Annotated in this window: 27 protein-coding genes; 8 read left to right on the top strand and 19 right to left on the bottom strand. The window is 41.7% G+C overall.

The features are described 5' to 3' along the window. Nucleotide 1 precedes the first annotated feature (1 nt). The 4 genes from V6R21_RS30805 to rpmH form a co-directional block, all read right to left on the bottom strand. Nucleotides 2-1549, bottom strand: a complete 1548-nt coding sequence (locus tag V6R21_RS30805) for a S41 family peptidase (protein ID WP_334247332.1) — start codon at nt 1547-1549, stop codon at nt 2-4. A gap of 213 nt (nt 1550-1762) precedes the next feature. Further along, complete coding sequence (gene rnpA, locus V6R21_RS30800) at nt 1763-2182, bottom strand: ribonuclease P protein component (protein WP_334247331.1); 420 nt, start codon at nt 2180-2182, stop codon at nt 1763-1765. A 59-nt stretch (nt 2183-2241) separates the two neighbouring features. Further along, the gene (locus V6R21_RS30795; protein WP_334247330.1) at nt 2242-2367 is read right to left on the bottom strand and encodes a hypothetical protein; all 126 of its coding nucleotides are present in this window, start codon (nt 2365-2367) and stop codon (nt 2242-2244) included. A 45-nt stretch (nt 2368-2412) separates the two neighbouring features. Continuing rightward, a complete protein-coding gene (gene rpmH, locus V6R21_RS30790) occupies nt 2413-2568 on the bottom strand; it encodes a 50S ribosomal protein L34 (protein WP_334247329.1) in 156 nt (51 codons plus the stop codon). A gap of 253 nt (nt 2569-2821) precedes the next feature. On the opposite strand from rpmH, the gene V6R21_RS30785 reads away from it, so the two are divergent. Both V6R21_RS30785 and V6R21_RS30780 read left to right on the top strand, forming a co-directional pair. Beyond that, entirely contained in the window at nt 2822-3844 is a 1023-nt protein-coding gene (locus tag V6R21_RS30785) for an agmatine deiminase family protein (protein ID WP_334247328.1), read from the top strand. A 561-nt stretch (nt 3845-4405) separates the two neighbouring features. After that, nucleotides 4406-5233: a helix-turn-helix domain-containing protein gene (locus tag V6R21_RS30780; protein WP_334247327.1), complete on the top strand. Its 828-nt coding sequence runs from the start codon at nt 4406-4408 to the stop codon at nt 5231-5233. Here the strand turns inward: V6R21_RS30780 and V6R21_RS30775 are convergent, their stop codons facing one another. The 4 genes from V6R21_RS30775 to yihA all read right to left on the bottom strand — a co-directional run bounded on the left by V6R21_RS30775 (nt 5234) and on the right by yihA (nt 8855). Further along, on the bottom strand, nt 5234-6430 hold the full coding sequence (locus V6R21_RS30775) for a sensor histidine kinase (protein ID WP_334247326.1): 1197 nt from the start codon (nt 6428-6430) through the stop codon (nt 5234-5236). A gap of 32 nt (nt 6431-6462) precedes the next feature. Beyond that, nucleotides 6463-6987, bottom strand: coding sequence for a GyrI-like domain-containing protein (locus V6R21_RS30770; RefSeq protein WP_334247325.1), 525 nt, complete (start codon nt 6985-6987; stop codon nt 6463-6465). Nucleotides 6988-7098: 111 nt separating this feature from the next. Next, nucleotides 7099-7986: a DUF3667 domain-containing protein gene (locus tag V6R21_RS30765; RefSeq protein ID WP_334247324.1), complete on the bottom strand. Its 888-nt coding sequence runs from the start codon at nt 7984-7986 to the stop codon at nt 7099-7101. 254 nt (nt 7987-8240) lie between these two features. Continuing rightward, complete coding sequence (gene yihA, locus V6R21_RS30760; RefSeq protein WP_334247323.1) at nt 8241-8855, bottom strand: ribosome biogenesis GTP-binding protein YihA/YsxC; 615 nt, start codon at nt 8853-8855, stop codon at nt 8241-8243. 265 nt (nt 8856-9120) lie between these two features. Here yihA and fabD point away from each other — a divergent pair, with 265 nt between their 5' ends. Further along, nucleotides 9121-9993 carry an ACP S-malonyltransferase gene (gene fabD, locus V6R21_RS30755; RefSeq protein WP_334247322.1) on the top strand — a complete coding sequence of 291 codons (873 nt, stop codon included), beginning with the start codon at nt 9121-9123 and terminating at the stop codon, nt 9991-9993. Between the two features lie 60 nt (nt 9994-10053). Here fabD and V6R21_RS30750 read toward each other — a convergent pair whose 3' ends face one another. Then, nucleotides 10054-10467, bottom strand: coding sequence for a response regulator (locus V6R21_RS30750; RefSeq protein WP_334247321.1), 414 nt, complete (start codon nt 10465-10467; stop codon nt 10054-10056). 396 nt (nt 10468-10863) lie between these two features. Further along, on the bottom strand, nt 10864-11127 hold the full coding sequence (locus tag V6R21_RS30745; protein ID WP_334247320.1) for a hypothetical protein: 264 nt from the start codon (nt 11125-11127) through the stop codon (nt 10864-10866). A gap of 110 nt (nt 11128-11237) precedes the next feature. Here V6R21_RS30745 and V6R21_RS30740 point away from each other — a divergent pair, with 110 nt between their 5' ends. Further along, on the top strand, nt 11238-13028 hold the full coding sequence (locus V6R21_RS30740) for a glycoside hydrolase family 15 protein (RefSeq protein ID WP_334247319.1): 1791 nt from the start codon (nt 11238-11240) through the stop codon (nt 13026-13028). 47 nt (nt 13029-13075) lie between these two features. Here V6R21_RS30740 and V6R21_RS30735 read toward each other — a convergent pair whose 3' ends face one another. Together V6R21_RS30735 and V6R21_RS30730 are read right to left on the bottom strand one after the other, a co-directional pair. Continuing rightward, the gene (locus V6R21_RS30735; RefSeq protein ID WP_334247318.1) at nt 13076-13957 is read right to left on the bottom strand and encodes a DUF2268 domain-containing putative Zn-dependent protease; all 882 of its coding nucleotides are present in this window, start codon (nt 13955-13957) and stop codon (nt 13076-13078) included. Between the two features lie 40 nt (nt 13958-13997). Beyond that, a complete protein-coding gene (locus V6R21_RS30730) occupies nt 13998-14618 on the bottom strand; it encodes an HD domain-containing protein (protein ID WP_334247317.1) in 621 nt (206 codons plus the stop codon). Between the two features lie 236 nt (nt 14619-14854). Here V6R21_RS30730 and V6R21_RS30725 point away from each other — a divergent pair, with 236 nt between their 5' ends. Then, nucleotides 14855-16240: a cation:dicarboxylate symporter family transporter gene (locus V6R21_RS30725; RefSeq protein WP_334247316.1), complete on the top strand. Its 1386-nt coding sequence runs from the start codon at nt 14855-14857 to the stop codon at nt 16238-16240. An 80-nt stretch (nt 16241-16320) separates the two neighbouring features. Here V6R21_RS30725 and V6R21_RS30720 read toward each other — a convergent pair whose 3' ends face one another. From V6R21_RS30720 to V6R21_RS30695, 6 genes are all read right to left on the bottom strand, one after another. Then, nucleotides 16321-17112 (bottom strand): hypothetical protein, encoded by a 792-nt coding sequence (locus V6R21_RS30720; protein WP_334247315.1) that lies wholly within the window; start codon nt 17110-17112, stop codon nt 16321-16323. Nucleotides 17113-17147: 35 nt separating this feature from the next. Continuing rightward, nucleotides 17148-18125 carry a cytochrome-c peroxidase gene (locus tag V6R21_RS30715; protein ID WP_334247314.1) on the bottom strand — a complete coding sequence of 326 codons (978 nt, stop codon included), beginning with the start codon at nt 18123-18125 and terminating at the stop codon, nt 17148-17150. 54 nt (nt 18126-18179) lie between these two features. Continuing rightward, nucleotides 18180-18944: an MbnP family protein gene (locus tag V6R21_RS30710; protein ID WP_334247313.1), complete on the bottom strand. Its 765-nt coding sequence runs from the start codon at nt 18942-18944 to the stop codon at nt 18180-18182. Nucleotides 18945-18948: 4 nt separating this feature from the next. Further along, nucleotides 18949-20082 (bottom strand): cytochrome-c peroxidase, encoded by a 1134-nt coding sequence (locus tag V6R21_RS30705; RefSeq protein WP_334247312.1) that lies wholly within the window; start codon nt 20080-20082, stop codon nt 18949-18951. A 161-nt stretch (nt 20083-20243) separates the two neighbouring features. Continuing rightward, nucleotides 20244-20792, bottom strand: coding sequence for a hypothetical protein (locus tag V6R21_RS30700; RefSeq protein WP_334247311.1), 549 nt, complete (start codon nt 20790-20792; stop codon nt 20244-20246). A gap of 360 nt (nt 20793-21152) precedes the next feature. Continuing rightward, nucleotides 21153-22604: a hypothetical protein gene (locus tag V6R21_RS30695; RefSeq protein ID WP_334247310.1), complete on the bottom strand. Its 1452-nt coding sequence runs from the start codon at nt 22602-22604 to the stop codon at nt 21153-21155. A 51-nt stretch (nt 22605-22655) separates the two neighbouring features. Here V6R21_RS30695 and V6R21_RS30690 point away from each other — a divergent pair, with 51 nt between their 5' ends. Next, nucleotides 22656-22778, top strand: coding sequence for a hypothetical protein (locus tag V6R21_RS30690; protein ID WP_334247309.1), 123 nt, complete (start codon nt 22656-22658; stop codon nt 22776-22778). Between the two features lie 262 nt (nt 22779-23040). On the opposite strand, the gene V6R21_RS30685 is transcribed toward V6R21_RS30690, so the two are convergent. After that, nucleotides 23041-24465, bottom strand: a complete 1425-nt coding sequence (locus tag V6R21_RS30685) for an ATP-dependent DNA helicase (RefSeq protein WP_334247308.1) — start codon at nt 24463-24465, stop codon at nt 23041-23043. Between the two features lie 209 nt (nt 24466-24674). Here V6R21_RS30685 and V6R21_RS30680 point away from each other — a divergent pair, with 209 nt between their 5' ends. After that, nucleotides 24675-25025: a hypothetical protein gene (locus V6R21_RS30680; RefSeq protein ID WP_334247307.1), complete on the top strand. Its 351-nt coding sequence runs from the start codon at nt 24675-24677 to the stop codon at nt 25023-25025. Nucleotides 25026-25284: 259 nt separating this feature from the next. Continuing rightward, nucleotides 25285-26190: a FixH family protein gene (locus tag V6R21_RS30675; RefSeq protein WP_334247306.1), complete on the top strand. Its 906-nt coding sequence runs from the start codon at nt 25285-25287 to the stop codon at nt 26188-26190. Nucleotides 26191-26212 lie beyond the last annotated feature (22 nt).

Raw genomic sequence — 26212 nt, 5'->3', positions numbered from 1 at the left:
ATCAATTTTGTCCTAATTCCTTTTTATAGCGGGCGTCATTATTTAAGATTTCCACAGCCTCTTTAATATCTTCATCATCATCAAAAGAAGCTTCTATCTCACCTGCTTCCAGATAATAACGTTTTGCTATTTCTGCCTCCAATACTTCCTTAATTTCGTCTTTGAAGTTCATCACATCACTTTCCTTATTATGATAGATTTTTTTCTTCAAGTCTTCTATCTCGGTCTTTACTTCATTGTAATACTTGTCTTCCTTCGCACTATCAATCAGTTTTGCCAATGACCTTTCTATTTTTGTTTTATAGTCATAGTCTTTGCCTTTCAACCAATTCACAAACTTCTCAAACTCTGTATCACTTAGCTCAAATTGCTTAGCAGAAGAAATACTAGTATGCTCATGATGGAAAGTTGTAGCGTAATCAAAGATTAAACCTTTGCTGATTAAACTTCTGGTAATTTGGGCATAGTTAAAACCTTTTACCGTTACATCAGGCAAAACGCCACCCCCATCATAAACAACACGTCCATTCTTTGTTTCAAATGCCATTCTCAGTGAATCAGGAACCTCCTCAGGTTTTCCCATCTCGTCTCTATGACTGTAATCTATCGCCTGAATACATCTTCCACTTGGAATATAGTACTTAGCCACTGTTACTTTCAGTTTAGAGTTATACTCCAAAGGACGAGTAGCCTGTACCAAACCTTTACCAAACGAACGCTCACCTACCAATACACCTCTATCATAATCCTGTATTACACCTGATACAATCTCAGCAGCTGAAGCACTTGATCTACTGATCAATACAGCCATCGGGATATCAGTGTCTATTGGGTTATTTAATGCACGATGTGAACGGTTCCAATCTTCAATTTTACCTTTAGTCGTTACAACCTCTACACCTTTCGGTAAGAAAATATTAGAGATATCAATTGCTTCACTAAGAAGACCTCCAGGGTTACCTCTCAAATCCAAGATGACTTTCTTAGCGCCTTTTTCTTTTAGGTCAATCAAAGCATCTTTTACTTCTTTGCTCGCTTTTCGCGTAAAGTCTTTCAGCTGGATGATCCCAATATCATCTGTTACCATACCATAATACGGTACATTTTTCAGATGTATTTTTTCACGTGTCAAGGTTACTTGAAGAGGTTTCTCTTCTCCAAAACGGTCAATCGTAAGCACGACATCCGTACCTGCCTGTCCTTTCAGCAACTTGCTGATCTCATCGGCGTTTTTCTCGTTGATTTCAACATCATCAACTTTAATAATCTTATCCCCGATATGTAGTCCCGCTTTGAATGCTGCATAACCTTCATTAGGCATCAGCACAGTGACCTGTCCATTTCTGTTTCCGACAACAACACCTAAGCCACCATATTCGCCTGTAGTCATCGTGCGGTAGTCCTCAATTTTGTCTTCCGGAATATAATTGGTATATGGGTCCAGTGTGTTCAGCATAGCCTCAATACCAGCATTCATCATAGTGGTTGGGCTAATTTCGTCTACATAATAGGTATTCACCTCTTGAAACAGCTTGGTGAAAATTTTCATGTTCCGAGCAATTTCAAAGTATTTGTCAGAGGTGTTTAGGGTGTTGAATGATACTAGCAGCACAGTAGCAGTAACTGCAACTAGGATTAACCTTAGTCTTTTTATTCGCATAGCTCGTTAATTATTAGATGATAAGGTAAGAAGTCCCTGCAAAAAGAGAGGTTAACAATTAATTTACACTTTTTGGATTAATGCACAAAAAGCGGACTAAATTCAATTACTTTTCAGCTTTTTCAACAAAGCTTTCATTCGCTTTTCGATCATCGAATAGGGTTCTTGCTTCTTACTTACATATACAAACCCAAGAGCAGCTAAAGGGGTTTCAGAATTTTGCAATATATGTTTGTTCAAGCGATAGGCTTCTCGTACCTGACGCTTAATTCGGTTGCGGTCTACCGCTTTCTTGAAATTTCTTTTGGAAACAGATACAAGCATTTGCGGATACGGGGTTGCATCCTGATACTCATCCTGTTTAAAAGGCTGGTAATACAGTTTGAATGGGTACAAAAAAGTAGAGGAGCCTTTAACGAAAAGCTCCTGAATTACTTTTTTGCTCTTCAGCTTCTCTTTCTTCGAAAAAGTATATCGATTCTTTTCAGAAGAAAGAGGCGAATGTTTTTTGTGTTCCTCCATTGACCTTGATCTGTCAATAAGGCGACTTAAAGAAAGCAGAAGGCATAATACCTAATGTATTATGCGTTCTTGCTAGCTTTTCTTTCTGCACGTGCTACAACAGTCTGAGCTCTGTTTACTTGACCTTTGTTGTAGTTCAGAACTTCCTGATTTTTCGCGACTTTTTTCGCTACTCTCTTTTTCATAATAGTATATTTTTCAGATGAAACCAGAATTACCTCAACTCAAGCTTATTTGCCTTTTTTCTCGCTAGAAACAGTCAGTTTCTTTCTGCCTTTCTTTCTTCTAGCTGCCAATACAGCTCTACCTGCAGGAGTAGCCATTCTAGATTTGAACCCGTGCTTATTTTTTCTCTTTCTGTTCGAAGGTTGATATGTTCTTTTCATCGTTTTATCAATTTTTTATTCGGCTTGCAAAAGTAGTGATCTTTTTTTTAAATGCCAACTCTGCTTTCTTCTATAAAGGTTTTATCCTCAATCTTTTATTTCTCGTTCCTAACACATTAGCATTCAGAACCTTCAAAAAGAATGGATTTCAGCATTAAAAAGACGCATTCTATGGCGGATTTTGCGTATTCTTGCTAATATAATCATTACTGAATATTAGTCAATTATCACTACATAATTGTTAATCTGAGATATGAGTAGAAGATTGCCTGCAGAATGGGAATTTCAAGATGCTGTTCAGCTGACACTACCCCACCAAGATACTGACTGGTGTGACGTACTCCCAGAAGCACAACAGTGCTTTAGTGCCATTGCGACAGAAATCAGCAAAAGGCAAAAGCTAATCTTAGCTTGTCAGGATATTGAAGAGGCCAAGACTTGGCTTGGCGATATTAACTATGACAACGTTATTTTCAAACAAGTTCCTTCCAATGATACGTGGGCTCGTGACCATGCTGCTTTTACAGTATATGACAACGAGCAATTGGTTCTTTTTGACTTTATGTTCAATGGATGGGGGCTTAAGTTTGCTTCAGACCAAGATAATCAAATCACACGCAGGCTTCATGAACAAAATACTTTTGGGAATACTCCAATAGTAACATTTGGTTTTGTCTTGGAAGGAGGTTCTATAGAATCAGATGGTCAAGGAACATTATTAACCACCTCAAACTGTCTACTTTCATATAATAGAAACCCTACTTATAGCAGAATAGAGGTAGAAAATAAACTGAAAGAGTTTTTTGGAGCTAACAACGTACTATGGCTGGATCATGGACACCTTGAAGGTGACGATACAGATGCCCATATTGACACATTAGCTAGATTATGTGACACCAATACCATTGCTTACGTACAGTGTACAGATAAAGAAGACCCTCATTACCATGCTTTAAAACAAATGGAAGATGAGTTGAAAGCTTTCAGAACTAAAGGTGGCAAGCCTTATAAGTTGATTGCTTTACCTATGGCACCAGAAAGGCGAGACCCTGATGATGGACATAGGCTTCCTGCAACGTATGCGAACTTCCTTATTATGAATGGTGCCGTACTCGTGCCTACTTATAAGGCGGAAGAAGCAGATGCCATTGCACTGAATGCACTAGCTGAAGCTTTTCCTGACAGGGAAATTATCGGTATTGACTGCTCTGTACTTATTAAACAACATGGTTCTTTACATTGTGTCACGATGCAGTACCCTGAAGGAACTCTTTAAAATTAAAGTCTGCTAACAAAGTGTTGGAAACCCTCGGTACCAACACTTTTTTTGTACGTTTTCAATAACTGCTCTTTCTATCCTTTTAACAATGACACTGTAGGTCTAATATACTTTATATAGCAGTTATGTGTTAAACCTCACAACTGCTGTAACTTTACCTGTTTAAAGAATAAGTAACCTAAATACTTATTAGTAATAGACAACACCTTGCCTTAATAGGCTATCTACTGAACTGTCAACTTCAAAAGAGCCTACATCCTCCTTGTTGAATCCCATCTATAGATGTATAGTATATATTGATTTCTAACTTTTGGTAATAAGCATTAACCTTGAGAAAGAAAACCTTACATATATTTCACAACCCTTTTTTAACTAATTATTATTGTCTTTATATCACAACAACTAAAATCAAATCTTGTCTTTGTCTAAGATTTTAAAACCATGCTCCTTGGCTTAGTCTTGAATAGACAGCCTTACTACTATGCAGCTACACTTCTAGCTGACTCACTTTCAACAACGGGTACTATCAACTAACTAAACCCTTACTACCAGCGAGCTATGCTTTATCAAACTTTTGTCCCTTCTTCCCAGCTAAGTGCTGCTGTTAGGCACTTTTGGGTAGCTGAAGCAAATGCACCTTTCACTACGATAGGTCAACGGACAGTCCCTCGAGCTTGTCCCCTACTAGTGATATTTGAAACCGCTCCTCCACAAATTAGTTTATCCAGTAAAAAAATCGTTGCACTCCCCAATGCTGTATTGCTATTGCCTCGCAACAACAACACTCTCACATTACCACAAGAAGGTGGCGTAAAAGCCACAGGAGTAGAACTCACCCCTCATGGATGCATTCAACTCTTGGGTATTGATGTTACCAAGAATTCCAGCTGCTTTATTGATATGGAAGCGTATATGGGTAACTGTTTCACCCAATTGCAGGAACAAATCTATGCAGAAGAACTACCTGTCAGAAAAGTGGAAATTCTATCCAATTTCTTGATCAACAACCAGCACATCCACACTCCTGCCAAAAACTTATCAGCCCGAACACAGGAAGCTTTACACTATATATTAGAGCAAGCTGGGCGAATGGATGTGTCTGAGGTGGCAGAGACCTGTTGCACGACACTAAGAAATCTTCAACGTGATTTTAAAAAAGCGATTGGTTTGTCCCCTAAACAGTTTATCAGTCTTGTACGCTTCAACAATGCTTTCCGTATGATGGTCAAACAACCACATCAATCCTTAGAAAGCATTAGTTACGAATGTGGATACTATGATCCTTCACACCTGATAAAGGATTTCAGGAAATTCATGGGAGTTGTACCTTCACACCTGAAGGCCAAGGAACGTAAAAAAATAGACTTAGTAATGGGGATGGCATGATTAAGCCACTTCCCCACTGTCTTTAGGCAATACGATACGAAATGTGGTTCCTATACCAGGTGCTGATCTCTTGACACTGATTTTTCCACCATGGTAATCTTCCACAATACGTTTTGCCAAGGTCAGTCCTAATCCCCACCCCCGTTTCTTTGTTGTAAAACCTGGTTTGAATACTGTCTTGATTTTCGATTTGGAAATACCTTTTCCATCATCTGTGACATCAATAACAACCATTTTACTGTCCTTGCTTAAAGATAGTTCAATATCAATATGTCCTTGACTGTTCATGGCGTCAACTGCATTCTTACACAGGTTTTCAATTACCCATTCAAATAGTGGGGCACTTACCTTGGCATTTAATCCCTCATCATAAGATTTGACAGACATAATCACTTTTGAGGAAATTCTCTTTGACAGATAGCTAACCGCCCTACGAACTGCGATATTCAAATCAGCCCGCTGAAGTTGAGGCACCGAACCAATACTCGAAAAACGGGCTGTAATCATTTCCAAACGGCTAATATCCTTTTCTAACTCAGTGATTATTTCTTGATCAAACGATTCATCTGTCTTGAAATATTCAATCCAAGCCATCAGAGAGGATATTGGAGTCCCTAGCTGGTGTGCGGTTTCTTTCGCCAAACCAGCCCAAACCTGATTTTGCTCAGCCCTTTTGGAAGACCTGAAGATCATATAGGCAATAATGAACAGGACCCCAAGTACAGAGAGCTGAATCACGGGAGCAAACCTAAGTTCCTTTACTAGGGTAGAGTTTGTGTAGTAAATATAGTTATGTACATCAGGAGCTATCTCAATCACAATTGGAGGATATTCTTGCTCCATCAAATCTACCATCTCTAGTAAAAAGCTGTCTTTGGACACTCCTTCCAATTCTTCTGGTATTTCGATATTTCTAGAACTGATTGGATGCTTATTCCCATCCAAAAGTACAACAGGAATGAGATCGTTTGCTTGAAGTACTTCCGTCAATAGAAAAGTAACATCAGGATTATCTTCTGAAAGGCTTGCCATCCTTGCCTGTGCCTTGGCAAAGAAGTCAACCTGTCTTTTTTCACGATCAGCTAATCTCCTTACCAGAATATTGGTATAAATAACGGAAGTCCCTCCAATCAGAATACCTAGAATTGCGATAATCCATTTAATTGCTGTCGTATTTCGGTAGATACTGTACTTCATTCAAAAACAGGTTGGCAAAACTTAGGCTGGAATTATTTTACAATGATTTCATTGCGAATTTCCTTGTCAGAAATATATTTTTCAAGATAAATATCTTTGAGGCTAATTTGCTGCTTTTCTGCAAACTCCTTCAGCTTCTTATTAATATTTGCAGGATTGGGCGCAAACATACTACTTACATCTACATTAACACTCACAGCTTTATAGGCTGGCAATTCTTTTACTTCAAAGCCTTCAGCCTCCAATTGACTACCCTTCGCAAGAACGCCTGCAAAAACCTTTACATCACTTTTATCCTGATCAGGATTACCATCATAACAGATAACCAGCTTACCTTCCAGTTTATGTGAATTAATTGCCATATAAACCTCATCCAACATTTCTGTCAGTTCCTCATCTGTTACTTTTCCTTTATACTCCTTACCGACAAGCTTAAATGCTTCTTCCTCTACTATTGTTGGCTGTATTTCGTTGAAATTTCCATATTTCACATACGCCATTCCTCCAATTAAAAGTACAAAAGCAATGATTGCTGATGTCACTACTGTCTTATTCATTATACTATTGTTTGTCTGTTGTCTGAATCTAATTCACCCTCTAACTTCATTACAGAGTGGCAAAACAATACGAATTCATTCAATTAGCCAAAATATTTTGATTTACACTGCTCAGAATATCATGGCAGTAATCAGCATTGCTCCTGAAATCACAATAATGACAAACACGGAATAGATACTTCCTATCATACCCATCTTCATAAGTGACCGGCTCCACTTCTCTTTATATACCCTTCTAAACATTTGGAAGACATACCAACAAAGCATCGTGAATAGCCCATAATAAAGCCAACTTGATGTCGAACTAGGTAAATATCCCACAAGCCAGATCAGGATCATCCAGAAAAAGAAATACGCATGCAAGTGTATTGAAAAAACCAGGTGTTCGACGTAGTAACGTTTTAAACGGTAATAGAACAGCCCTAATAACAGTCCAAAAAGAGGTAATAAAATAAATAGGGCTTGGGGAATATTGTTAAGCACTGCATGGGTCAACTGTACGCCATTATCTTCAATTGCTTTTCGACTTTGAAGAAAGATGGTCTTTTTGATATAACTTGGACTTTGAACACCCAAGCTATCAAGAAATGCATCATCAGATAAATTCCGTTGTTCTTTTGAAAGCATAAACAATCGGACAGCTAACAGTAAATTTGGGTTTAGCTCCTCATCTACTTTATGCTTGATGCCCATTGGCAAGTCTGTTACAGTATCCGCCAATGCCAACTCTTTCTCTAATGAGTCCTGCATTTCAGCAAGCCCTCCTTCTACACCAACACTATGAGTACTACGATTAGAGAGTCCTATCAACAAAAAGAATAGAATACTACAAGCCAGATATATTCTGATTGGGTGCACATATTTTACTCTTTTACCCGCCAAAAACTCATTGGTAAGTTTACCTGGTGCGAAAATAAATGGAATGACTGAGCGCCCTATCTTGGAATCGAAACTGAATAAGTTTTCAATAAAATCAAGGCACAAAATTCGAAATGACACTTTGTATGTTGTCTTTTTTTGCCCACAATGAGGACAGTAAGTCATGTCCTCACTAAGCATATGATTGCAGTTCAGACAGTGTTCAGTTTGGGTATTCATCACTTTATCTAATCAAATTGGTCAACTTTCACTTTAAGGATTAAAGTTAGAAAAGTTAAGTGATCCACTATCTAATACTCGGCAAAAAAATAGCGGTATATTAGGATTATCCCTGTATATACCGCCATTGATTTATGCTTAACCCCGTTCTTCCTTTATTTAGAAAGGCTCTTCAGGTAGTCTCGGTTAATTTGCTCAATAAAGTCCAATATATCGTCCAACCCCACTTTTGTCTCAGAGGATGTTACAAAATAAGGAGGCATCTCAGCCCAAGTCTCCATTAACTTTGCAGTATACTTATCAACAGCATTGGTCACAGCACCAGGCTTAAGCTTATCCTGCTTTGTAAAGACAATGACAAATGGAAGTCCTTTTTTTCCCATCCATTCCATAAACTCCAAGTCTATCTTTTGTGGAGCATGTCTGATATCAATCAGGACAAAAGTACAAAGTAGGTTTTCTCTATTCAGTAGATAACCATCAATGATTTTACGGAAATCTGCTCTTAGTGTCTTACTTACCTTTGCATATCCATAACCAGGCAAATCGACTAAGTACCAATCTTCATTGATAAGAAAGTGATTAATCAACTGTGTCTTACCTGGTGTACCCGATGTTTTAGCCAACTTGCTAAAGTTGGTCATTGCATTGATCAGAGAAGACTTACCAACATTAGAACGCCCAATAAAGGCATATTCCGGTAAGCTTTTATTCGGACACTTTTTATGATCCGAATTACTCATCACAAACTTTGCTTGCTTTATTTCCATTACTATATTTTATATCGTATTCCTACAGGTTTTTAATACCTATTTGTCCAGTAAACCACCAGACAAGGTACAAAGGTACAAAAACCTGATTATGTTACATTATTGAGCCTTTTATCAATTGTGAAGGGTTTATAATTGGGTCTCCGCCGAACTCTATTCTAGAATCTATATATTTGTACGGTCGCTAGCGACCATGTAACCTTAATATTACAGTGTTGGTCTTTCATTGTACCAACTCAAATCTCAAAACTAAACGAAGAACTCAATGAACGCATACGTATTTCCGGGACAGGGTTCCCAGTTTCCGGGTATGGGAAAAGATCTTTACGAAAGCTCAGCAAAAGCTAAAGAACTGTTTGATAAAGCTGATGAAATTTTAGGTTTCAGTATCACGAAAGTGATGTTTGAAGGAACTGCTGAGGAGCTGAAAGAAACTAAAGTAACACAACCTGCTATCTTTTTGCACTCTGTTGCACTTGCCTTAACTGCTGACAACTTCAAGCCAGAAATGGTTGCAGGTCACTCTTTAGGTGAGTTTTCAGCACTTGTGGCTAACGGCACACTAAAGTTTGAAGATGCACTGAAGCTTGTTGCTCAACGAGCAATGGCAATGCAAAAGGCTTGTGAAATGAATCCTTCTACAATGGCTGCTATCTTGGGTCTTAGCGATGAGCAAGTAGAAGAAGTATGTACAAAAACGGAAGGCGTAGTAGTTGCTGCCAATTACAACTGCCCAGGACAGCTTGTAATCTCAGGTGCTAATGAGGCTATTGAAAAAGCTTGCGCATTGGCAAAAGAAATGGGTGCTAAGCGTGCCTTGCCACTTCCTGTAGGTGGAGCTTTCCACTCTCCGCTGATGGAACCAGCAAGAGAAGAGTTGGCAAAAGCTATTGAAGCTACTGAGTTCTCAGAGCCTACTTGCCCTGTTTACCAAAACGTGGATGCTAAACCGTATACTGAAGCAGCTAAGATCAAGGAAAACTTGATCTCTCAATTGACTTCACCAGTAAGATGGACACAATCTGTTCAGCAAATGATTGCTGACGGTGCAACAACATTCACCGAGTGCGGACCAGGAAAAGTACTGCAAGGACTTGTGAAAAAGATTGACCGCAGCGCTGAAGTTGCTTCGATCTAATAACACTACTAAAAAAGCCATTACATCTAAATGTGTAATGGCTTTTCTAATTTGGCTTGGTTAGCTTGCTGCGATCACCAAATGCTTTTCTTTTCTTTGCTCCTCCTTTTCTGCTACTGCCTCAAGAATTCCAACCAGGTCCTGATTGTAAATAGGCTTACTCAGTGAGAAATCCATTCCGATTTGCAATAGCTTCCTCAATTGTCCCCTTAGAGAATAAGCTGTTGTTCCAATGATTGTAACAGGTACACCTGTCACGTTTTCACGATCTCTGATCATCTTGACAGTTTCACGCAACTCATCACCTAAAGTTGCTTCATCAAGAATAATCATACTGTACTGTTCAGCCTTAAGTTTGGCCTTCAGGTTTGTTTCGTCGTTTACGATGTCTGTTTTCCATCCAAGCCGCTTCAGCATTAATTCCATGTGGGCGGCATCGATTGCTTTGGATTCTGCGAGTAATACTGAATTCATACCTTCACTTTCGAGTTTTGAGGGAGTCAATAAAAATGCTAATTCAACGAAGTTCTTTAGGAGTAGGTCGATCTACTTCCTTTTATTAATACGTAAAGTTGTAGGAAAAATAATATAGGCTATAAGATACAAGCCTCAGAATTGCTATTCTTCAATCATCTTGGACTATAAAGCTCTAAAATTTATGTAAATAATTCAATCTTAGCGATAAATATTTATATATACTTTATGACTTTTCGCCAAAAGGAGGCTTTATGCTCGAGACATTCCTTGTTTGTTACATGAGTTGTTCCAAACAACTTTTACGTTTATCCAATACCAACCTTAATAGATTTGTACAATTTTATCTTTTTTTAAGAAAATTACAAGTCTTTCCCTCTATACAACTTATAATTTTCAATAAGTTAAAGGCTTTGTCAAAATGAACCAACCCTTTCCTAACCAATGTAATGTATTAAATGGTTCCGTATCGAATTGGCAAATATCTTTCCAAACTGGATCTAACATTACAAATACTTTATTACCAACCCTCCTGAATAACGCAGAAACCGGATTTTCAACAGGGTGTATATTGTTAATATAGTCAAATGTTAATGCATTACTACTTACCAAAAAGCCAAACACATATTCCAAGAATAACAAAAGTCCTTCTTCTTTCAATGATACTTATTTATATTAAGCTTGTGTGTGTGTTTCAGTATATCGGAATACGTTTTGAACATTTCACCTAGACAAAATATTTTTTCATAAAAATCAACATTCATTGCGCTATGGATCAAACTCACAAATATGATATGGGTGTCGTCGGCAATTGTGCTTATATGGCATACATTGACAAGGAAGCAGATGTGAAATGGCTTTGTTGGCCTCGCTTTGACAGCAGTTTTGTTTTTGGCGGCCTGCTAGACAAAGAAAAAGGTGGCAGCTTCAAAATAATTCCAGAAACTGACAGCTTCGAAACCAGTCAACATTATGTGAAGAATACCAATATCCTGACGACAGAGTTTCACCTTTCTGACGGAAGTGGTTTCAAAGTAACAGATTTTGCTCCTCGATTCTATCAGTACGAGAGGTACTACAAACCCCTGATGCTGGTTAGAAAACTTGAGCCCACCAAAGGTATTCCCCGTGTAAGTGTTCAATGCGACCCAGTTGGCAATTACGGAAAGCGTGTACCTGAAAAGCAACAAGGCAGTAACCACGTTCGCTTCCTCGGATATGACCAGCAAATGCGGCTAACGACCAATATCCCGCTAAGCTACATTATGGATAATACTTCCTTTGTCCTTACTGGTGCTGTCTATCTGGTGCTTACTTATGGAGTACCACTAGAAGCATCCTTGGAATCAACAGTGGAAGAGTTCCTGATCAAGACCAAGCGATATTGGCGCCGATGGGTTAAATCAACCAGTATCAGTGCCTTCCATCAGGAAAAGATGATTCGGTCTGCTCTTGTCCTCAAGATCCATCAATACGAAGACACAGGGGCCATCATCGCCTCAGGTACCACAAGCTTACCGGAACACCCCGGAAGTACCCGAAACTGGGATTATCGATACTGTTGGATGCGGGACACCTACTATACACTGAATGCATTTAACAACATTGGTCACTTTGAGGAAATGGAAGATTACTTCCGGTACATTGAGAATGTCGCCCAAAAAGAAAGTAATCACCTCCAGCCGCTCTACAGTATTACTGCCGAAGACAAATTGATCGAAAAAGAGCTAAGCCATCTGGATGGTTACCTTGGCAATAAGCCCGTCAGAGTCGGCAATGATGCTTACACCCACATACAGAATGATGTTTACGGCCAAGTGCTCGTCTCCCTGCTTCCATTCTATGCAGATAATCGCTTCAAGAATCCCAACAGGCAATACACCCGCCAAAAAATAATGGATGTCATCGATAAGATTGAGGAAACAATGGATCAGCCGGATGCTGGATTGTGGGAATTCAGGAACAAGGCCCAACGCCACTGTTACACTTACCTCTTCCATTGGGCAGGTGCCAGTTCAGCTGAAAAAATTGCAGACTACTTTGGGGACAAGAGCATGAAGCTCAAGGCCAGAAACCTCAAGAAGGCTTCAGCTGAAAGAATAGAGGCTTGCCGAGATCCAGAAACAGGTGTCTATATGCAGGCGATAGGTTCAAAAGATATGGATGCAAGTTGTTTACAGCTGATTTCCATGCACTACCTTGATCCTAACTCTGAAGCAGCCCGTAAGCACCTTGCTGGAATGGAAACGGAGCTAAAAGGCAGCGATGGTTTATTCTACCGGTACAAGCACTCCGATGACTTCGGTAAGCCGGAATCCACTTTCCTTGTTTGTGCATTCTGGTACATTGAAGCATTGGCCTGTGTCGGAAGGCTGGAAGAAGCGATCAAATATTTTGAACAGATCAGCTCATACTCCAACCATTTGGGATTGCTCAGTGAGGATGTGGACGAAAGGAACGGCAGCCAGTGGGGTAACTTCCCTCAGACGTATAGTCATGTGGGACAGATCAACGCGGCATACCGAATAGCCAAGAAGCTTGACCTTCCAAACTTCCTGTAACTATATAAAACGGCTGAGTGAACTCAACTTCACTCAGCCGTTTTTTTTTATTTCTGATCGAAATGTTTGCTCGCCTTTAGAAAAGACTCATAATCACTGATGTTTAAAATATCTTTCACCGCCTTGTGCTTGTCAGGTTGCTTATCAAAATATGCCTTGGTAATCTGATAGCCCACCCAGTAGCCAAGGTCATTCGGGCGGTCATCCTTTTCATAGCCTCCATAAAGCCAACCATTGTAATCCATTCCATTCATTTTTTCCTGAAACTCTTTTTCCAATGCTTCCTTATGGGCTTCTCCATAAGCAAAGGCTGTTTGATTGATATGTTTTCCCGAGATCAACTCACCCAAAAAATCTGCACTACCTTCCTTTATTGCTTGCTCTAGCAGCGTAGGATTTTCATTGTCATATTTTTGCTGAAAGTGAATCAGCTCATGTGCCACAATGTATGGCACATCTTCAATGCGGCTTTGCATCTCCGCTCCGATAATCAATCCATTTTCGGTGGCTGTCCCTCCAGAGTTAAACACACCGATTACAAAATATACAGGCGGAAACTGCGCTTCAGGGTACCAATACTTGAACGCATAAAATGTTGACCTGATCTGCTTCTCTGTTTCCTTGATTCGATAAGTATTGTCCCTCAACCCGAGATACTTTTCCTTGTTGTCCCTTACTCGTTGCAATAATGTATCGGCATGCTGAATACGATGGGGAATAAAATCCTTAAGCCCTTGGCTACCTATCTCAAGGTATTTGTCACCAAAAGGGTTTCTCGGATAGCCACCTCCCAACAGGTTAAAAGCTTTCCAGAAATTATCGATATCACTGGTCACGAGCTGAGCAGCATCAGGATCGGTTGTAAACTTGCTCTGACCGAGAAGCGTACTGCAAACCAATAGCAAACTCAAAAGCAGTGTGTATTTCATTGGGTTATTTTTTGATAATAAAAATCTAGTCCTCTTTTACTTACTTGATTTGCGCTTTCACTTGGGCGACATCCACCCCTTTTGCTATCAGCATCTGCTCCGCCTCTTCTGACAGAAGGTCTGCTAATTGCATTAGGGCAGGATCAATATCGGCATAACGTTCGAGCATAAATGCAAACCTATACTCAGCAGGTTCCCATGTGTCTGCACCCGCATCGTTGTGCTGTGCCTGTGCTTCCATTTTATCCAGTGCGTGCGCTACCTTCGCCTCATTGCTCAAGTAGTTTTCATAGTCATTCCAAAGATCAAACACTTCCTCACCAATCAGTTTCGGCAACAAGGTCTGAATCTTCTCCATCGCTTTCTTCTCATTCAGCTCTTTCTGCTTTTTGATTTCAGGATTGGAAAGGGATTCGGTCAATGGAATATCTGTTGCATAAATCTCTACAAGGTCATGTACTACAATCATCTTGAGTAACCTTAGTGTATCTACCTGTACCTTAAGGTAAGGTGTGATCATCATGGCCAGTAAAGATAATTGCCAACAATGCTCGGCTACACTTTCTACTCTCCCATTAGACAAATAGCTATGTCGTAACTCAAACTTCAGCTTTTCACTTTCTTTCAGAAAATTCCTGATAGCCGTAATCTCCTTTTTCATGGTAATCCGTTGTTCGTTTTTGATTCGGTCTTAAAAATTCATCGAATTTATTATCATTGTAAACTACAATACATTCTAGCGTTGTTAATATTTGAGAATTCTTAAACAAGTAGGGAGAACATTCCTAACCTGATAATGTTAACTCATTCGGGACATTTCTCTATCAAATATATAGGCTTAAAAGAGGACATTGATTATAAGTCACTTTCTCTTTGCTCATCTTTTTTTAAAACATTATGGCATTGATAATCGGATTGCTGGCATTTTTAGCCCTAATCATTTTACTGAGAACACTTTCAAGCAAAAAGGTAAAATTCCTTTACCGTAACCTCTCCGCGATTGGACTTGGAGCTGCTTTTGGTTTATTGATCTATCACTTTATGCCTGCTGATATCTACGCAGAGCTTAAATTTTATATCAAGTCCGTCTCTGGGGTATATATTCGGTTATTAAGGTTAATGATCGTCCCTATTATTTTTGTAAGCATTACCACTACCCTGATTCATATCGGAAAAGAGAACAACCTTGGCAAATCTATTGGGCAGGTTTTAGCCTATTTTATATTATCAATCACAGGTGCTGCACTGATTGCCTTTGCCACTTCCAATGCCTTTGACTTCGGTCACTTGATTGATATCACAAAAAATACTGCCGAACAGTCGGACAGCAGGATTGCAGAACGCATCAGCAGTATTGGGGATGCTTCACTGGGAAAAGTGATTTATGGTTACACCAAAAATGTTCCTACCTCCATCTTTGCAGCTTTCGCCGAAAACAATATCCTCGGTACGCTGATTATCGCGCTGATGGTTGGCTTTGCTACCCGCAGGATGTATGGCAAAAAACCTGAAAAAGTGCAGCTGGTTGTGGACGGACTCAATGCCATAAAAGTGATCGTCAACTCCATCACCATGACGGTCATCAAACTGACTCCTTATGGAATCCTTGCCCTGATAAGTGTGGCGGTGGCTGACAAAGGCCCTGCCTTGTTTGGAGATCTTGCCAAGTTTGTGGGCGTATCATACCTGACGATGGCGTTGATATTTGTGATGCATATGGTCGTGAAGGCGGCAAGTGGCCTGAACCCGATCAACCATATACAAAACCTGCTACCTGCTATTGTGACGGGTTTCTCCACACAGTCAAGTGGTGCAACGCTTCCTGTTACCATTAAGTCATTGGAAGAAAGAAATGGCGTGGATACGGAAACAGCCAACATTACAGCCTCACTAGGAACTACAATGGGTATGAACGCATGTGGCGCTATGTGGCCTGTATTTATGATCGTACTGGGTGTGGGCGTAACCAATGCCTTGGCAGGAACAACAGTCGTAGACTTATTCTCTGTCTCGTCTATCGTGACAATGCTGCTGGCAGTACTGGTTTCTTCGTTCGGAATAGCAGGACTTCCAGGCACAGCCTCTTTTGCAGCCATCACAGCCATGACGCTAATGGGACTTGACCCTGCCGTAATGGGTATTGTCCTGACCTTTGTACTGTCTGTTGACTCATTGATTGACATGGGACGTACTGCTACCAATATTTTTGGTGTTTCAAGTGCAGCCACTTTTGTATCACGTATCAATCACAGGTTGAATAAAGAGACGTTTAGTAAAAAATAAGCCGTTAGGTACCAGTGCTAGACATTAGATGAAAAAATCCCCTGCCTCCTAAAGAGACAGGGGATTTTTTATGCGTATCATCATCTCAACTGTAAGTGAATATGGTCATCATGTCTGACGGCATGGCATCCGTGAAACCTGATGCGGGCATCCTGCACAGCTGTTCGCTTGACAAGATGTGGTTCAAGAAAAACTTTTCCCACTTCCTCAGATAAGAGCAGACTTTGAAGCAAGTAACGGGTAGCCTTTACATTCATGCTCAACTGCGAATGCGTTGTTCCCATTGTCAGGTAGCGAGCATAACTGTATTGCCAATACCCTGACTGCTCACATTCCTTTGCTGTATCCTTCTCATTTTCTTTCGGTGCTTCAAACACGCCATAACCCGTGACGGTCGGCACTTCATTGACCAGCTTTCCGTCTGCATCCTGATAAATAAAAGAAAGATCGACCTTCTTGCCATCATTGTGGCTTAAATGCGGGATCAATGGAAAACCATTAAGGAAAGGAAAGTTGGCATCAAGGTAATGGACTTTAATGACTGGGTATTGTTGCGCCACCTTATCAGCAGTTGCTGCCAATACCTCATTGAGCTGGGGCCTGACATAATTCCTGAAACAAAGGTTTGTCACAAAGGAAGCGGCTTCCAGATGGGTATGCTTTGCGACAGGTTCACGTCCTGCCAACCTTGCCAATTGGGGGACAAGCCATAAGTTACTCACCGCATAAAGCAACACGAATGTACCTAGACGTTTGATGCTTCTTTGTGACTTGGGTCTTATCAAGGATAAAGTGATCAGGTAGATCATGCCGCCAACTTGCGTCAGTACAGTCAGTATAAAAAACAGGGCAAGCCTGAAAAGCCATTTCATAAAAATCGAGATTAAAGTTAGTTCGTTATGTTCTTTTATTCGGTGAAGTCATCCGTTAAGGTTTGAAGAAAAACTTTTAGGGCTTGCTGCTCCTCATCAGAGAAGCGTTCCTCTTTCTTGGACATCAACAATAAAGTATCAAGATAAACAGTCTGATTAATTCCTTGCTGATAAAATTCCAGCACATCGTCCAAGGTTGCAAACCGACCGTCATGCATATACGGAGCAGTCAGTGTAATGTTCCTTAGGGTTGGTGTCTTGTACCTGCCCATATCTGCACTGTCCAGCGTGATGCGGTAACGACCTTGTGCCATTCCTTCATGTGCACTACTATATAAGGTGTCCAAACCATTGTTGTGGTAACGGAAGTCCGTAAACAACGGAAGCCGATGGCAGCGCTCACAATGGCGGATAAAAACTTTTTCCCCTCTCAGTTCCTCTTCCGAAAAAGCAGCCTTTCCTTTCTTCACTGCATCATACTGGCTGCTGAAAAGATAGAGCGAACGTTGGTACTGTGCCAATGCTCTGGCTACATAAGCACTCTGTACGGAATCTATTCCAAACAAGTCTTGGAACTGCTGGCGGTAACCTGCGTCCTCATTCAACCTTTTGGTTAGTTCTTTCAGGTCAATGCCCATCTCATCGTGATGGGTCAGTGGCCCAAATGCCTGTGACTCCAAATCATTGGCACCGCCATCCCAGAATAATTTTTCTGACCAGCCTATATACATCAGTGTCGGCGCATGGCGTAACAATTGGTTTCCTGTTACACCTGCGGTTGATAGGGATACGCCGTCCGTAAAGGCTTTGTCTGGTTGGTGACAGGTGGCGCAGGACACTTTGCGGTTTGCAGAAAGCAACGGATCAAAAAATAATTGCTTTCCCAACGCAATGCCTGCCGAAGTGGTAGGATTTCTTTCAGGTGCAGGTGGCGACAACTCGGGTGTCGCAGTACATGACCACAACCCGATTATCAGACAGACTAGCACACTAAGGAAGTTTGTGTTTCCCATTCCTTTTTCAATATAACTGTGGGGCGACTCAATGTGGTCGCCCTATAAAATCCTCTACTGAACCACTTCAAACATCTGGGCGTAATTGTTAGCAATCAACTGTGTGTAGGGACCAAACATGGTATCTTCCGGACCATTGCGTTCCAAAGTGATAAAGGTGGTTTTTCTTGATGCTTCCGGCAACGACTGCTCTGCCTTGTCTCCAAATATCTTGTCCACATTTACCTTTAGCTTTAGCGTGCCGTCTCCTTTTGACAAGTCCATCGCAGCTGGCAAGGTCACGACCCTATAGTTGTCATCACCACCGATATGGTAAGCCAATCCTCTTGCCTCACCTCCATCGGGGTAATACTTTCCTTCGAGCAAGACAAACTTGTAACCCGTATTCCAGTTCCATGCCATCGCATTGTTTGGGTCAAGGTCTCCTGTGTTGTCAATGGAATAGTTGCGGTCAGGATCTACACCAACCGCAAACGTAATGGTATCGTACTGTTTGGATGGAATACCCGAGACTGTAAACGATGCTTCGTTGCTCATGCCATCGTGTGCAATCAGGTGATAACTTTCCGACTCGCTGAATGCCGCATCAGACGATTCGCCTTGCAGGGAAATATTGGTCAGGTAAAAGCGGAAGTCGCTCACCTCGAACGTTTCTCCCAATGCATTGGTATAATGCTGCTCTTCCAGTACCAATGGTGCCCCGTCCATCAGCAACTCCAGCTGTATGGAAAGCTGTACATTTTTGGTCGCCTCATTTTCTTTATCGCAGCCCAACAACAATAGTAGGCTGGCAAGGCATATCACATTCAGGATTTTCATGGCTTTATTGATTTGGGTCTGCAAAATCAGGGTTGGTAACAAAAGTATCGTCCGTCAGCATATGCAAGAAAGCAACGATAGCCTGCTTCTCTTCATCGGTCAGGTAAAGTTTGATCGGGTCATCAGGAAACAGCTTCTCATTACTCGCCTCCAATATCAGCGGGTCCAATGTTTCACTCTTTATAATGTGTTCATCATAATGCTCCACCACTTCTTCCAATGTATTAAACCTGCCATCATGCATATAGGGAGCCGTCAATGCTATATTCCGTAGAGAAGGCGCTTTAAATTTGCCTTTATCCGTTGCTTTTTCTGTAACGGCAGCCAATCCGTCCTTCAGGTTTTCATCCGAATCCAATCCATTGTTGTGAAAACCCTGAAAGCCTAACTGGTCTCCATCGACCAAGGGACCCAAATGGCAGTCACCGCAGTTGCCCCCTCTCAATCCCTGATCGGGAATTGGATGCGTGAAAAATAATTCCATCCCTTTCAACTCCATATCGGTTGGCTCATAAGTTCCTTCCAGATAACGGTCATACTTACTGTCTGCCGAGATCAGTGTCCGCTCAAACTGTGACAAGGCTTCGGCTATCCTAATTGCCGTAATGCCTGCCGAGTCAAATGCCAGTTCAAAGAGCTTGACATATACTTCATCCGCTTCCAGCTCTTCCACTAGTTCATCCAAATCCTGATGCATCTCCAAAGGGTTTTCAATAGGTGCCAATGCCTGTTGCTCCAATGTATTGACCCTGCCATTCCAGAAAAACTTCTTTTGCCAGATCAAATTGGAAAGCGCCATGGTATTCATGCCTGTTGTTTCCCCTGTAATTCCTTTATCAGCCACCATATTGGAAGCAAAACCAAACTGCTGTTGGTGACAGCTCGCACAGGATTGGGTGTTGTCTCCCGAAAGCCTTTTGTCATAGAAAAGCTTACGCCCCAGTTCCACTCCCTTTACAGTAAGTGGATTGTTCTCGGGCAAGACATAACCATTCCCAAATTGAGGAGGAAGCTCAAGGGATAAAGGCTTGTTGGAAGGTTCACTTATAGGTGAAGGCGTATCTTTGCAGCCATATATCAGAAGGATACTCAATATAAAAGGGAGTTGCCGAGTCAGTACAGTGAAGCGAGTGTTCATAGAGGTCTTGAAAAATTGGGATGCGACAAATCAGCATCACCTAAAAGTAAGACAAAAAATGCGATAGGCAAAGTAGTTACAAAGCGTAGGACATACCTCTCCCGTTTGCTATCTATCTCAAACAGCAACAGGTATCATGTAAGTTTATGGATGAAAATACTTTAGCCGGCCTTAATTTTTTTGTACTCCCCGTGACCAAGCCCTAAACCAATCAACATTCTCTCCTCTACATTTTCAATATGGGGCAAGTCAATGGGTGGCGAAACTGCCTGATTACTTTGTTTATCACTTGTTGTTGGTGACGATACAGGCTCTTCTGTTTTATTCAGCTCTGCTTCCAACGCTTCACACACAGCCGTCAATTCATCTGCCATCATTTTCAAGCCTCTTTCCTTAGCCTTTAGTTCTGCCAACAACCAATCGGAATGCTTGGCATAGAAGCGCTCAATTTTTCCCATTTGGTAACGGCTCTGATAAAAATCAATCTCAACATCAAGACTACTTCCTTTGCCATTTACCATCACGGAAGAGGCTTTCTTATGCAAGGTTTCCATCCGGCTATACGCTTCTTCGAGTTGCCTGCGTTTCATCTCTATTTTTCTGATCCTGATATTGACCTTCATATAATCACAAAGGATAGAATCACGCTTGAGTTGCAAGCGTTCCAATTCTTCTTGCCTTTTTCGCAAGGCCATTTGATTGATACTCATAAGGTGGATTGGTTTATATGAAACATGTGGTAAAGGGAGTGGTAATTATGTTCGATGGGATATGTCAATGGATACATCGATGGATTAAAATCCACCGCTAACAGATGTTGTCCTTTCAGGACAATGATTAAACTTGAGAAGTGGGTTTTAACCCATCGAATGGAATACATTGAAGATAAGATGAACATAGTTTTTAACTAAGGACTGACCCATATTTGATTGTTTGATCGATGGATACGTCGATGGATTAAAATCCACCACTTACAGATGTTGTCCTTCCAGGACAATGATTAAGATAAAGAAAGATCGGTGACCTATTCCCGAAGGGTAGGATGTCCAAAACATTAGATTTTCTTCCGGTCAATTTGAGAGTGCTTTCATACGTTTAAGTACTTGATTTTCTTTTAGGTAATTAACCTCCCACTCCTTGATTTTGGACAGAAAAACCTGTTCCTGAGCGCTCTTGATATCGATATCCAATACCACCTTGCCAGCAAGTTTTCTTGTTACCAGTGCCAGGTAGAGCACATAGGAGGTGACACCATACAGCTTATTGGGAGACTTCCTGTACTTGAAGATGCCGAATAAAGACTCAATAACATCAGAAGAGCAATGCCAGCAGGCCTGCTCTTCCAGTTTCGAGACCTCTTCCTTCAGGTATGTTTTCACAGTTTCTATGAATTTATTCAGTTTCTCATAAGGTGTTACTGTCTCACAGTACGAGAGGCACACATCAATGCTTTCGGTGGATAATCCACTGTTCTTAAGGTGTTTGTTGATCTTGCAGGTGATAACAACAAGTGTTTCCAACTCCTTGACAATCTCGTTATGTTCCTGCAGGAAGGCAAAGCATTCCTGTTCTTCCCGGGTTAGGGTGGAATATTTTTTTTGTATCGCCAACACCCAATCGATAGTGGGCGTCAGATTTAGGAAGCGGGAGTGGTCACGCTGCCTTGGCGGCAATAGGTAAGCCACAGGCTTCATAATGTTTTTGTGGGTGCAGGCTCCCAACGACTTCATGAAGGCGATATATCGATCATCTTTCTTGTAGCACCTTTCTGCCAGTAGCGCCAGCTGGTGACCAACATCCTTGACTCGGCAAAGTTCCGCAGCCTTGATACCTGCGACCAAATTGTTGTTCGAGTCGCTGATGACGTACTTAGGTGCCTCGCCTTGTGTCTGGGCCACCTCCTTCAGCACACGCTTGATCTGGTCAGCCTTCCAAGATTTCTGTACTTCTATGTGAAGTACATCCGCATCAGCGGTCGTAAGTACCTCTGCTGTGGTATTTTCTGCCTCCACGCCCAGTACCATCAGCATCCGTTCATCACCAATGGTCATGCATTCATCCACAATCAGGGCATACTCCTTGTCGGTAAAACGGCCTTCTCCTTGATTGAAAGAAAAATACCCCAGCTTCTTGACCCAAGTCTCGACTGCGCTCTTGCTTGGAAGGCTGGTCAAGTGCCAGCCCAGTGCACTATTCAAATATTGCAGACAAGAAACCACACCCCGAAAGCTGCAGCCGCCCACTACATAGAGGTGTATACAGATACTCACCATCAAGACATTGTACTTATGTCCAGCTATGGGGAGCGAGTGCTCAGCTGGAGGACCTACAGATGACAGCTGTTGCCGCAACTGCTTGTTCTCTCTTTCCAATGCCTTGAGCAACTGTTGGCTATTCTGATATTTCCCCTTCCAACTCCCTCTGCTTTTTTCCAGTGCACAGACCCTTCCGCGTAACTTCTTAACCGTGTAACGGTGATTAAACTTGTCCTGTAGCTGTTTTTGCTGTATGTTTACCGACATAAACTCTTTCCGTATTTTGTGCGAAAATTTTATTTTCAGTTCAACACAAAAATGGCAAGAGTTTTTTTTATGCCTTTGGACACCCTACCCGAAGGGGCTAAATACATCAGTGATGGGATTTATCCCATCGTAAAAGGAAAGGCTATTTTTTTAAGCCCTGAAAGGGCGCAATAAATGCACTAACCATCTATTGCCGATTTTTCACCCCACCCCAATTAAAATAACCAAAACACGAAAGTAACAACACCATCCCCATCCACAAACCATGTATGAAAAAAGGCAAGAATAAAAAAAGGCGCTTGAAGCGCCCTTTCAAAAACGGAGGTCCGTCTGATCGTGCCTAATATTTATTGCATCAATCATTCGGCATAAGATCAAATACCTGTTGATTGCACTTTATCGATAGGCTTTGGATTTTGCCCGTAAGCCACAATCGTTACTTAAAAAATTCTGGCTTGAAGTTCATCAGGTAAAGCTCGCTGCGGGAACGTGTCATCGCCGTATATAACCACCTCATAAAATCATGGTCCAGCATCTCGTCTGTCAGGAAACCTTGATCGACAAACACGGCATCCCACTGACCACCCTGCGACTTGTGGCAAGTCAATGCATAGGCAAACTTTACCTGCAAGGCATTTAGGTATGCGTCTTCACGGATCATCTTGTTGCGTGCCTTCTTGTCTTCCACATCGGCATAGCCTGCCACCACACTTTCGAACAGCTTACGGTTGTCCTCTCTAGACAAGTTGGGTGTAAAAGAATGAAGTGTATCCAAATGCACCTTTACCTCTACCTTCGGGTGGTTTTCATAGTCAATTAGTCGGATCGTCAAATCTGCAAAACGGAACCCGTGCATCTCTTCTACATTGCGGACTGCCATGACTTCAATAAATTCACCGTTCGCCAAGAAGCCTGCAGGTGAATCCTCTGGTAACCAATGGTAGTTGTTCCGCACCACCATCAAATGGTCCCCTGCTTCCAATTCATCTTCACGAAAATGAATCGCTCGGCGGATATACTGGTTGTATTGGGTAGCTGTACGGTTGGAACGACAAATGATCACCGTATTCTCAATGCCGAATTTGTCGTAGCCATATCGGAGACCGTCTTCCAACTTATCGGCTGTCATACGATAGACATCTTTGTAGCTTTTGGTTACCAAGCCTATCTGAGCCGTATGCTTGGAAATTTCATTACGGATAGAAGTCGCATTGAAAAGAATGCCCGATTCAGCCTCCTGCCTTACGACCTCTGTCAATAAGTGGCTGGTCAGGTCAAGACGAAATTCTTTTGACAGGTAGTCAGGGTCCAAAGCAGGGCTTAAGGTCTGGTGAACGGGCGGCAACTGTGCCGTGTCTCCGATCAGCAGCAACTTATTGCCTGAGTCCGGATTCTCATACACATAATTCACCAACTCTGTCAGCAGTCCCCTGCCGCTGATGTCTTGCCTGTCATCAATCATGGAAGCCTCATCCACAATAAAGACTGTGTTGGTGTAGTAATTTCTTTGACGCTTGAATTGAAGCACTCCCGTATTAGGGTCTTCTTTCTGCGTGAAGATGATCTTGTGAATGGTAAATGCCATCTTCTTTGCATAGATTGACATCACCTTCGCTGCCCTACCCGTAGGCGCAAGCATCAGGGTCTTGTGGTTGTAGCGCTTGAGCACCTGTACCAATGCACTTACCACCGTCGTCTTACCGGTACCTGCATACCCTTTCAGCAGGAAAGCCTTTCGCTTTCGCTCCTTGTCAAGAATAAAGTCATTGAGCAGTTCAAAAAGTTTGGCTTGTCCTGCCGTAGGCGGAAAACCGAACTGCTGATGCAGGTAGTCTGAAGGTTGCATATTCAAAGTATTCATGGTACAGTTTAGATCACTCAAAGTGAGTTCCGCAAAGTTAACCGCATTAGCGCTACTGCCAAACAGATTCGTGTTCAGGCTTTTTATTAACATTCAATCACACACACTTTTATTGTCCTTAACAATCTTGGCGACTATATTTGCGACACTTTTAAAATCACTTAAAACAATCTGGTTTGAAGCAGTGCTATACAAAATATAGTCTTTTGATGCTTTCAGCACTTCTGTTGCTGAACACCTTGGCTATACCTTTGTATTACCTCGACTACGAACTCCGCAAAGATTTCATCACGGAATACTTCTGTATCAACAAGGACAAACCTGAGCTTCACTGTAACGGTCAATGTCACCTGATGAAAGAAGTGGAACAGACTTCTTCTGAACAGAAAAAGAAAGCGGAGAAGCCAATCTCCACCGTTGTTTACTTAATTCAAGAAATGACACAGGTAGCAGCACAGGAAAAAACAGTGCTGCCATTATTGGCTATCAAACACACCACCCCTTACACGCAGAAGTTATTTGACTTCTACACCCACAACATCTTTCACCCACCCTGTTAAGGTCATTTCTCTCTAACAAAGGCAAGAGTTCCTTTTGTCTTTTATTCTTTTTCGGGTTGACACATTGTGCAATCCCTTTTCTGTATGGTCGGATATAACGGTTCTCCGTTTGTGCACGACAGGTTCTGTCTGTGCATTGGGAAAGGTACGTCTCAAGACGTCTTTCATTTCCAATGTCAACTTTCCTGTACCACAAACTAAAGGAGTCCATCCGCCCCTACCTGACATTTACATGACCTTATTTTTAAAAAAAATTAGAATGAAAAAGCTGAATCTCTTTATCTCCATCATCGCAACACTTTTTATCCTTTCATCTTGTGACAACAATGACGAGGCAACCCCTCAGGAGTCACCGTTGGCTAGCTACCACCAAATGACTGAGCAAACGTTGAGCAACACAGGATTGACCTTGAATTTACGGTCAGGTGAGGCAGACCTTTTTGCAGGATACAACAAGTTTTTTGCTGAGCTAACTGATGCAGACGGCAATCAGGTGACCAATGCTGAAGTAAAGCTAATGCCGATGATGGATATGGTGATGGGTGAAATGACTCACTCGCACGCTGCTCCTGTTGACCAACCGACACTGATGGAAGAAGGCTTCTTCAAGGGTGGCATCAACTTCATTATGCCAAGCACAGGAGAGACAGGTGTATGGACTTTGCATGTAACGGTGTCTGCCAATGACATGACAGATGAGATCATGCTGCCTATTACGGTATCTGACAAGAACCTGACTTATGCTTCTGGACAGGACAATGCCCAGTATCAGACGATCATCAGAAAGGAAGTTGACGGCACTAGATATTTTGTTGCCTACTACTTTGTGGAAGACAAGCCAATGGTGGGTTCAAACGAGATCGTGATCACGGTACACAAGATGATGCCGATGGACACAATGGAAGGTATGGAGATGGAGCACAACGGTTTTATGCCTGTCAATGACCTGACAGTAGAATTCCAACCTTGGATGCCTTCAATGGGACATGGCTCTTCCAACAACGTTAACCCTATTGCATTGGGCGACGGTCACTACAAAGGCACCGTGAACTTCAACATGACAGGTGACTGGGAATTAAAACTAAAAGTAATGGACGGAGAAAAAGTATTGCTGAACAGCATGGCTGAAGACGCAACAGATGCCTCTTTCTACCTTGAGTTTTAATTGAACAGATAAAGACATAAGA

This window comes from Limibacter armeniacum (assembly GCF_036880985.1).
In the GTDB taxonomy this organism is placed as follows: Bacteria; Bacteroidota; Bacteroidia; order Cytophagales; family Flammeovirgaceae; genus Limibacter; species Limibacter armeniacum.
The sequence above is the reverse complement of the archived record's forward strand: the minus strand, read 5'-3'. Positions and strand labels throughout refer to the sequence as shown.

Excerpts from the sequence above, each read along its gene's own strand:
- V6R21_RS30805 (WP_334247332.1), bottom strand. The coding sequence starts at position 1,549 with ATGAAAATTTTCACCAAGCTGTTTCAAGAGGTGAATACCTATTATGTA.
- rnpA (WP_334247331.1), bottom strand. The coding sequence starts at position 2,182 with ATGGAGGAACACAAAAAACATTCGCCTCTTTCTTCTGAAAAGAATCGA.
- V6R21_RS30795 (WP_334247330.1), bottom strand. The coding sequence starts at position 2,367 with ATGAAAAAGAGAGTAGCGAAAAAAGTCGCGAAAAATCAGGAAGTTCTG.
- rpmH (WP_334247329.1), bottom strand. The coding sequence starts at position 2,568 with ATGAAAAGAACATATCAACCTTCGAACAGAAAGAGAAAAAATAAGCAC.
- V6R21_RS30785 (WP_334247328.1), top strand. The coding sequence starts at position 2,822 with ATGAGTAGAAGATTGCCTGCAGAATGGGAATTTCAAGATGCTGTTCAG.
- V6R21_RS30780 (WP_334247327.1), top strand. The coding sequence starts at position 4,406 with ATGCTTTATCAAACTTTTGTCCCTTCTTCCCAGCTAAGTGCTGCTGTT.
- V6R21_RS30775 (WP_334247326.1), bottom strand. The coding sequence starts at position 6,430 with ATGAAGTACAGTATCTACCGAAATACGACAGCAATTAAATGGATTATC.
- V6R21_RS30770 (WP_334247325.1), bottom strand. The coding sequence starts at position 6,987 with ATGAATAAGACAGTAGTGACATCAGCAATCATTGCTTTTGTACTTTTA.
- yihA (WP_334247323.1), bottom strand. The coding sequence starts at position 8,855 with ATGGAAATAAAGCAAGCAAAGTTTGTGATGAGTAATTCGGATCATAAA.
- fabD (WP_334247322.1), top strand. The coding sequence starts at position 9,121 with ATGAACGCATACGTATTTCCGGGACAGGGTTCCCAGTTTCCGGGTATG.
- V6R21_RS30750 (WP_334247321.1), bottom strand. The coding sequence starts at position 10,467 with ATGAATTCAGTATTACTCGCAGAATCCAAAGCAATCGATGCCGCCCAC.
- V6R21_RS30740 (WP_334247319.1), top strand. The coding sequence starts at position 11,238 with ATGGATCAAACTCACAAATATGATATGGGTGTCGTCGGCAATTGTGCT.
- V6R21_RS30735 (WP_334247318.1), bottom strand. The coding sequence starts at position 13,957 with ATGAAATACACACTGCTTTTGAGTTTGCTATTGGTTTGCAGTACGCTT.
- V6R21_RS30730 (WP_334247317.1), bottom strand. The coding sequence starts at position 14,618 with ATGAAAAAGGAGATTACGGCTATCAGGAATTTTCTGAAAGAAAGTGAA.
- V6R21_RS30725 (WP_334247316.1), top strand. The coding sequence starts at position 14,855 with ATGGCATTGATAATCGGATTGCTGGCATTTTTAGCCCTAATCATTTTA.
- V6R21_RS30720 (WP_334247315.1), bottom strand. The coding sequence starts at position 17,112 with ATGAAATGGCTTTTCAGGCTTGCCCTGTTTTTTATACTGACTGTACTG.
- V6R21_RS30715 (WP_334247314.1), bottom strand. The coding sequence starts at position 18,125 with ATGGGAAACACAAACTTCCTTAGTGTGCTAGTCTGTCTGATAATCGGG.
- V6R21_RS30710 (WP_334247313.1), bottom strand. The coding sequence starts at position 18,944 with ATGAAAATCCTGAATGTGATATGCCTTGCCAGCCTACTATTGTTGTTG.
- V6R21_RS30705 (WP_334247312.1), bottom strand. The coding sequence starts at position 20,082 with ATGAACACTCGCTTCACTGTACTGACTCGGCAACTCCCTTTTATATTG.
- V6R21_RS30700 (WP_334247311.1), bottom strand. The coding sequence starts at position 20,792 with ATGAGTATCAATCAAATGGCCTTGCGAAAAAGGCAAGAAGAATTGGAA.
- V6R21_RS30695 (WP_334247310.1), bottom strand. The coding sequence starts at position 22,604 with ATGTCGGTAAACATACAGCAAAAACAGCTACAGGACAAGTTTAATCAC.
- V6R21_RS30690 (WP_334247309.1), top strand. The coding sequence starts at position 22,656 with ATGGCAAGAGTTTTTTTTATGCCTTTGGACACCCTACCCGAAGGGGCT.
- V6R21_RS30685 (WP_334247308.1), bottom strand. The coding sequence starts at position 24,465 with ATGAATACTTTGAATATGCAACCTTCAGACTACCTGCATCAGCAGTTC.
- V6R21_RS30680 (WP_334247307.1), top strand. The coding sequence starts at position 24,675 with ATGCTTTCAGCACTTCTGTTGCTGAACACCTTGGCTATACCTTTGTAT.
- V6R21_RS30675 (WP_334247306.1), top strand. The coding sequence starts at position 25,285 with ATGAAAAAGCTGAATCTCTTTATCTCCATCATCGCAACACTTTTTATC.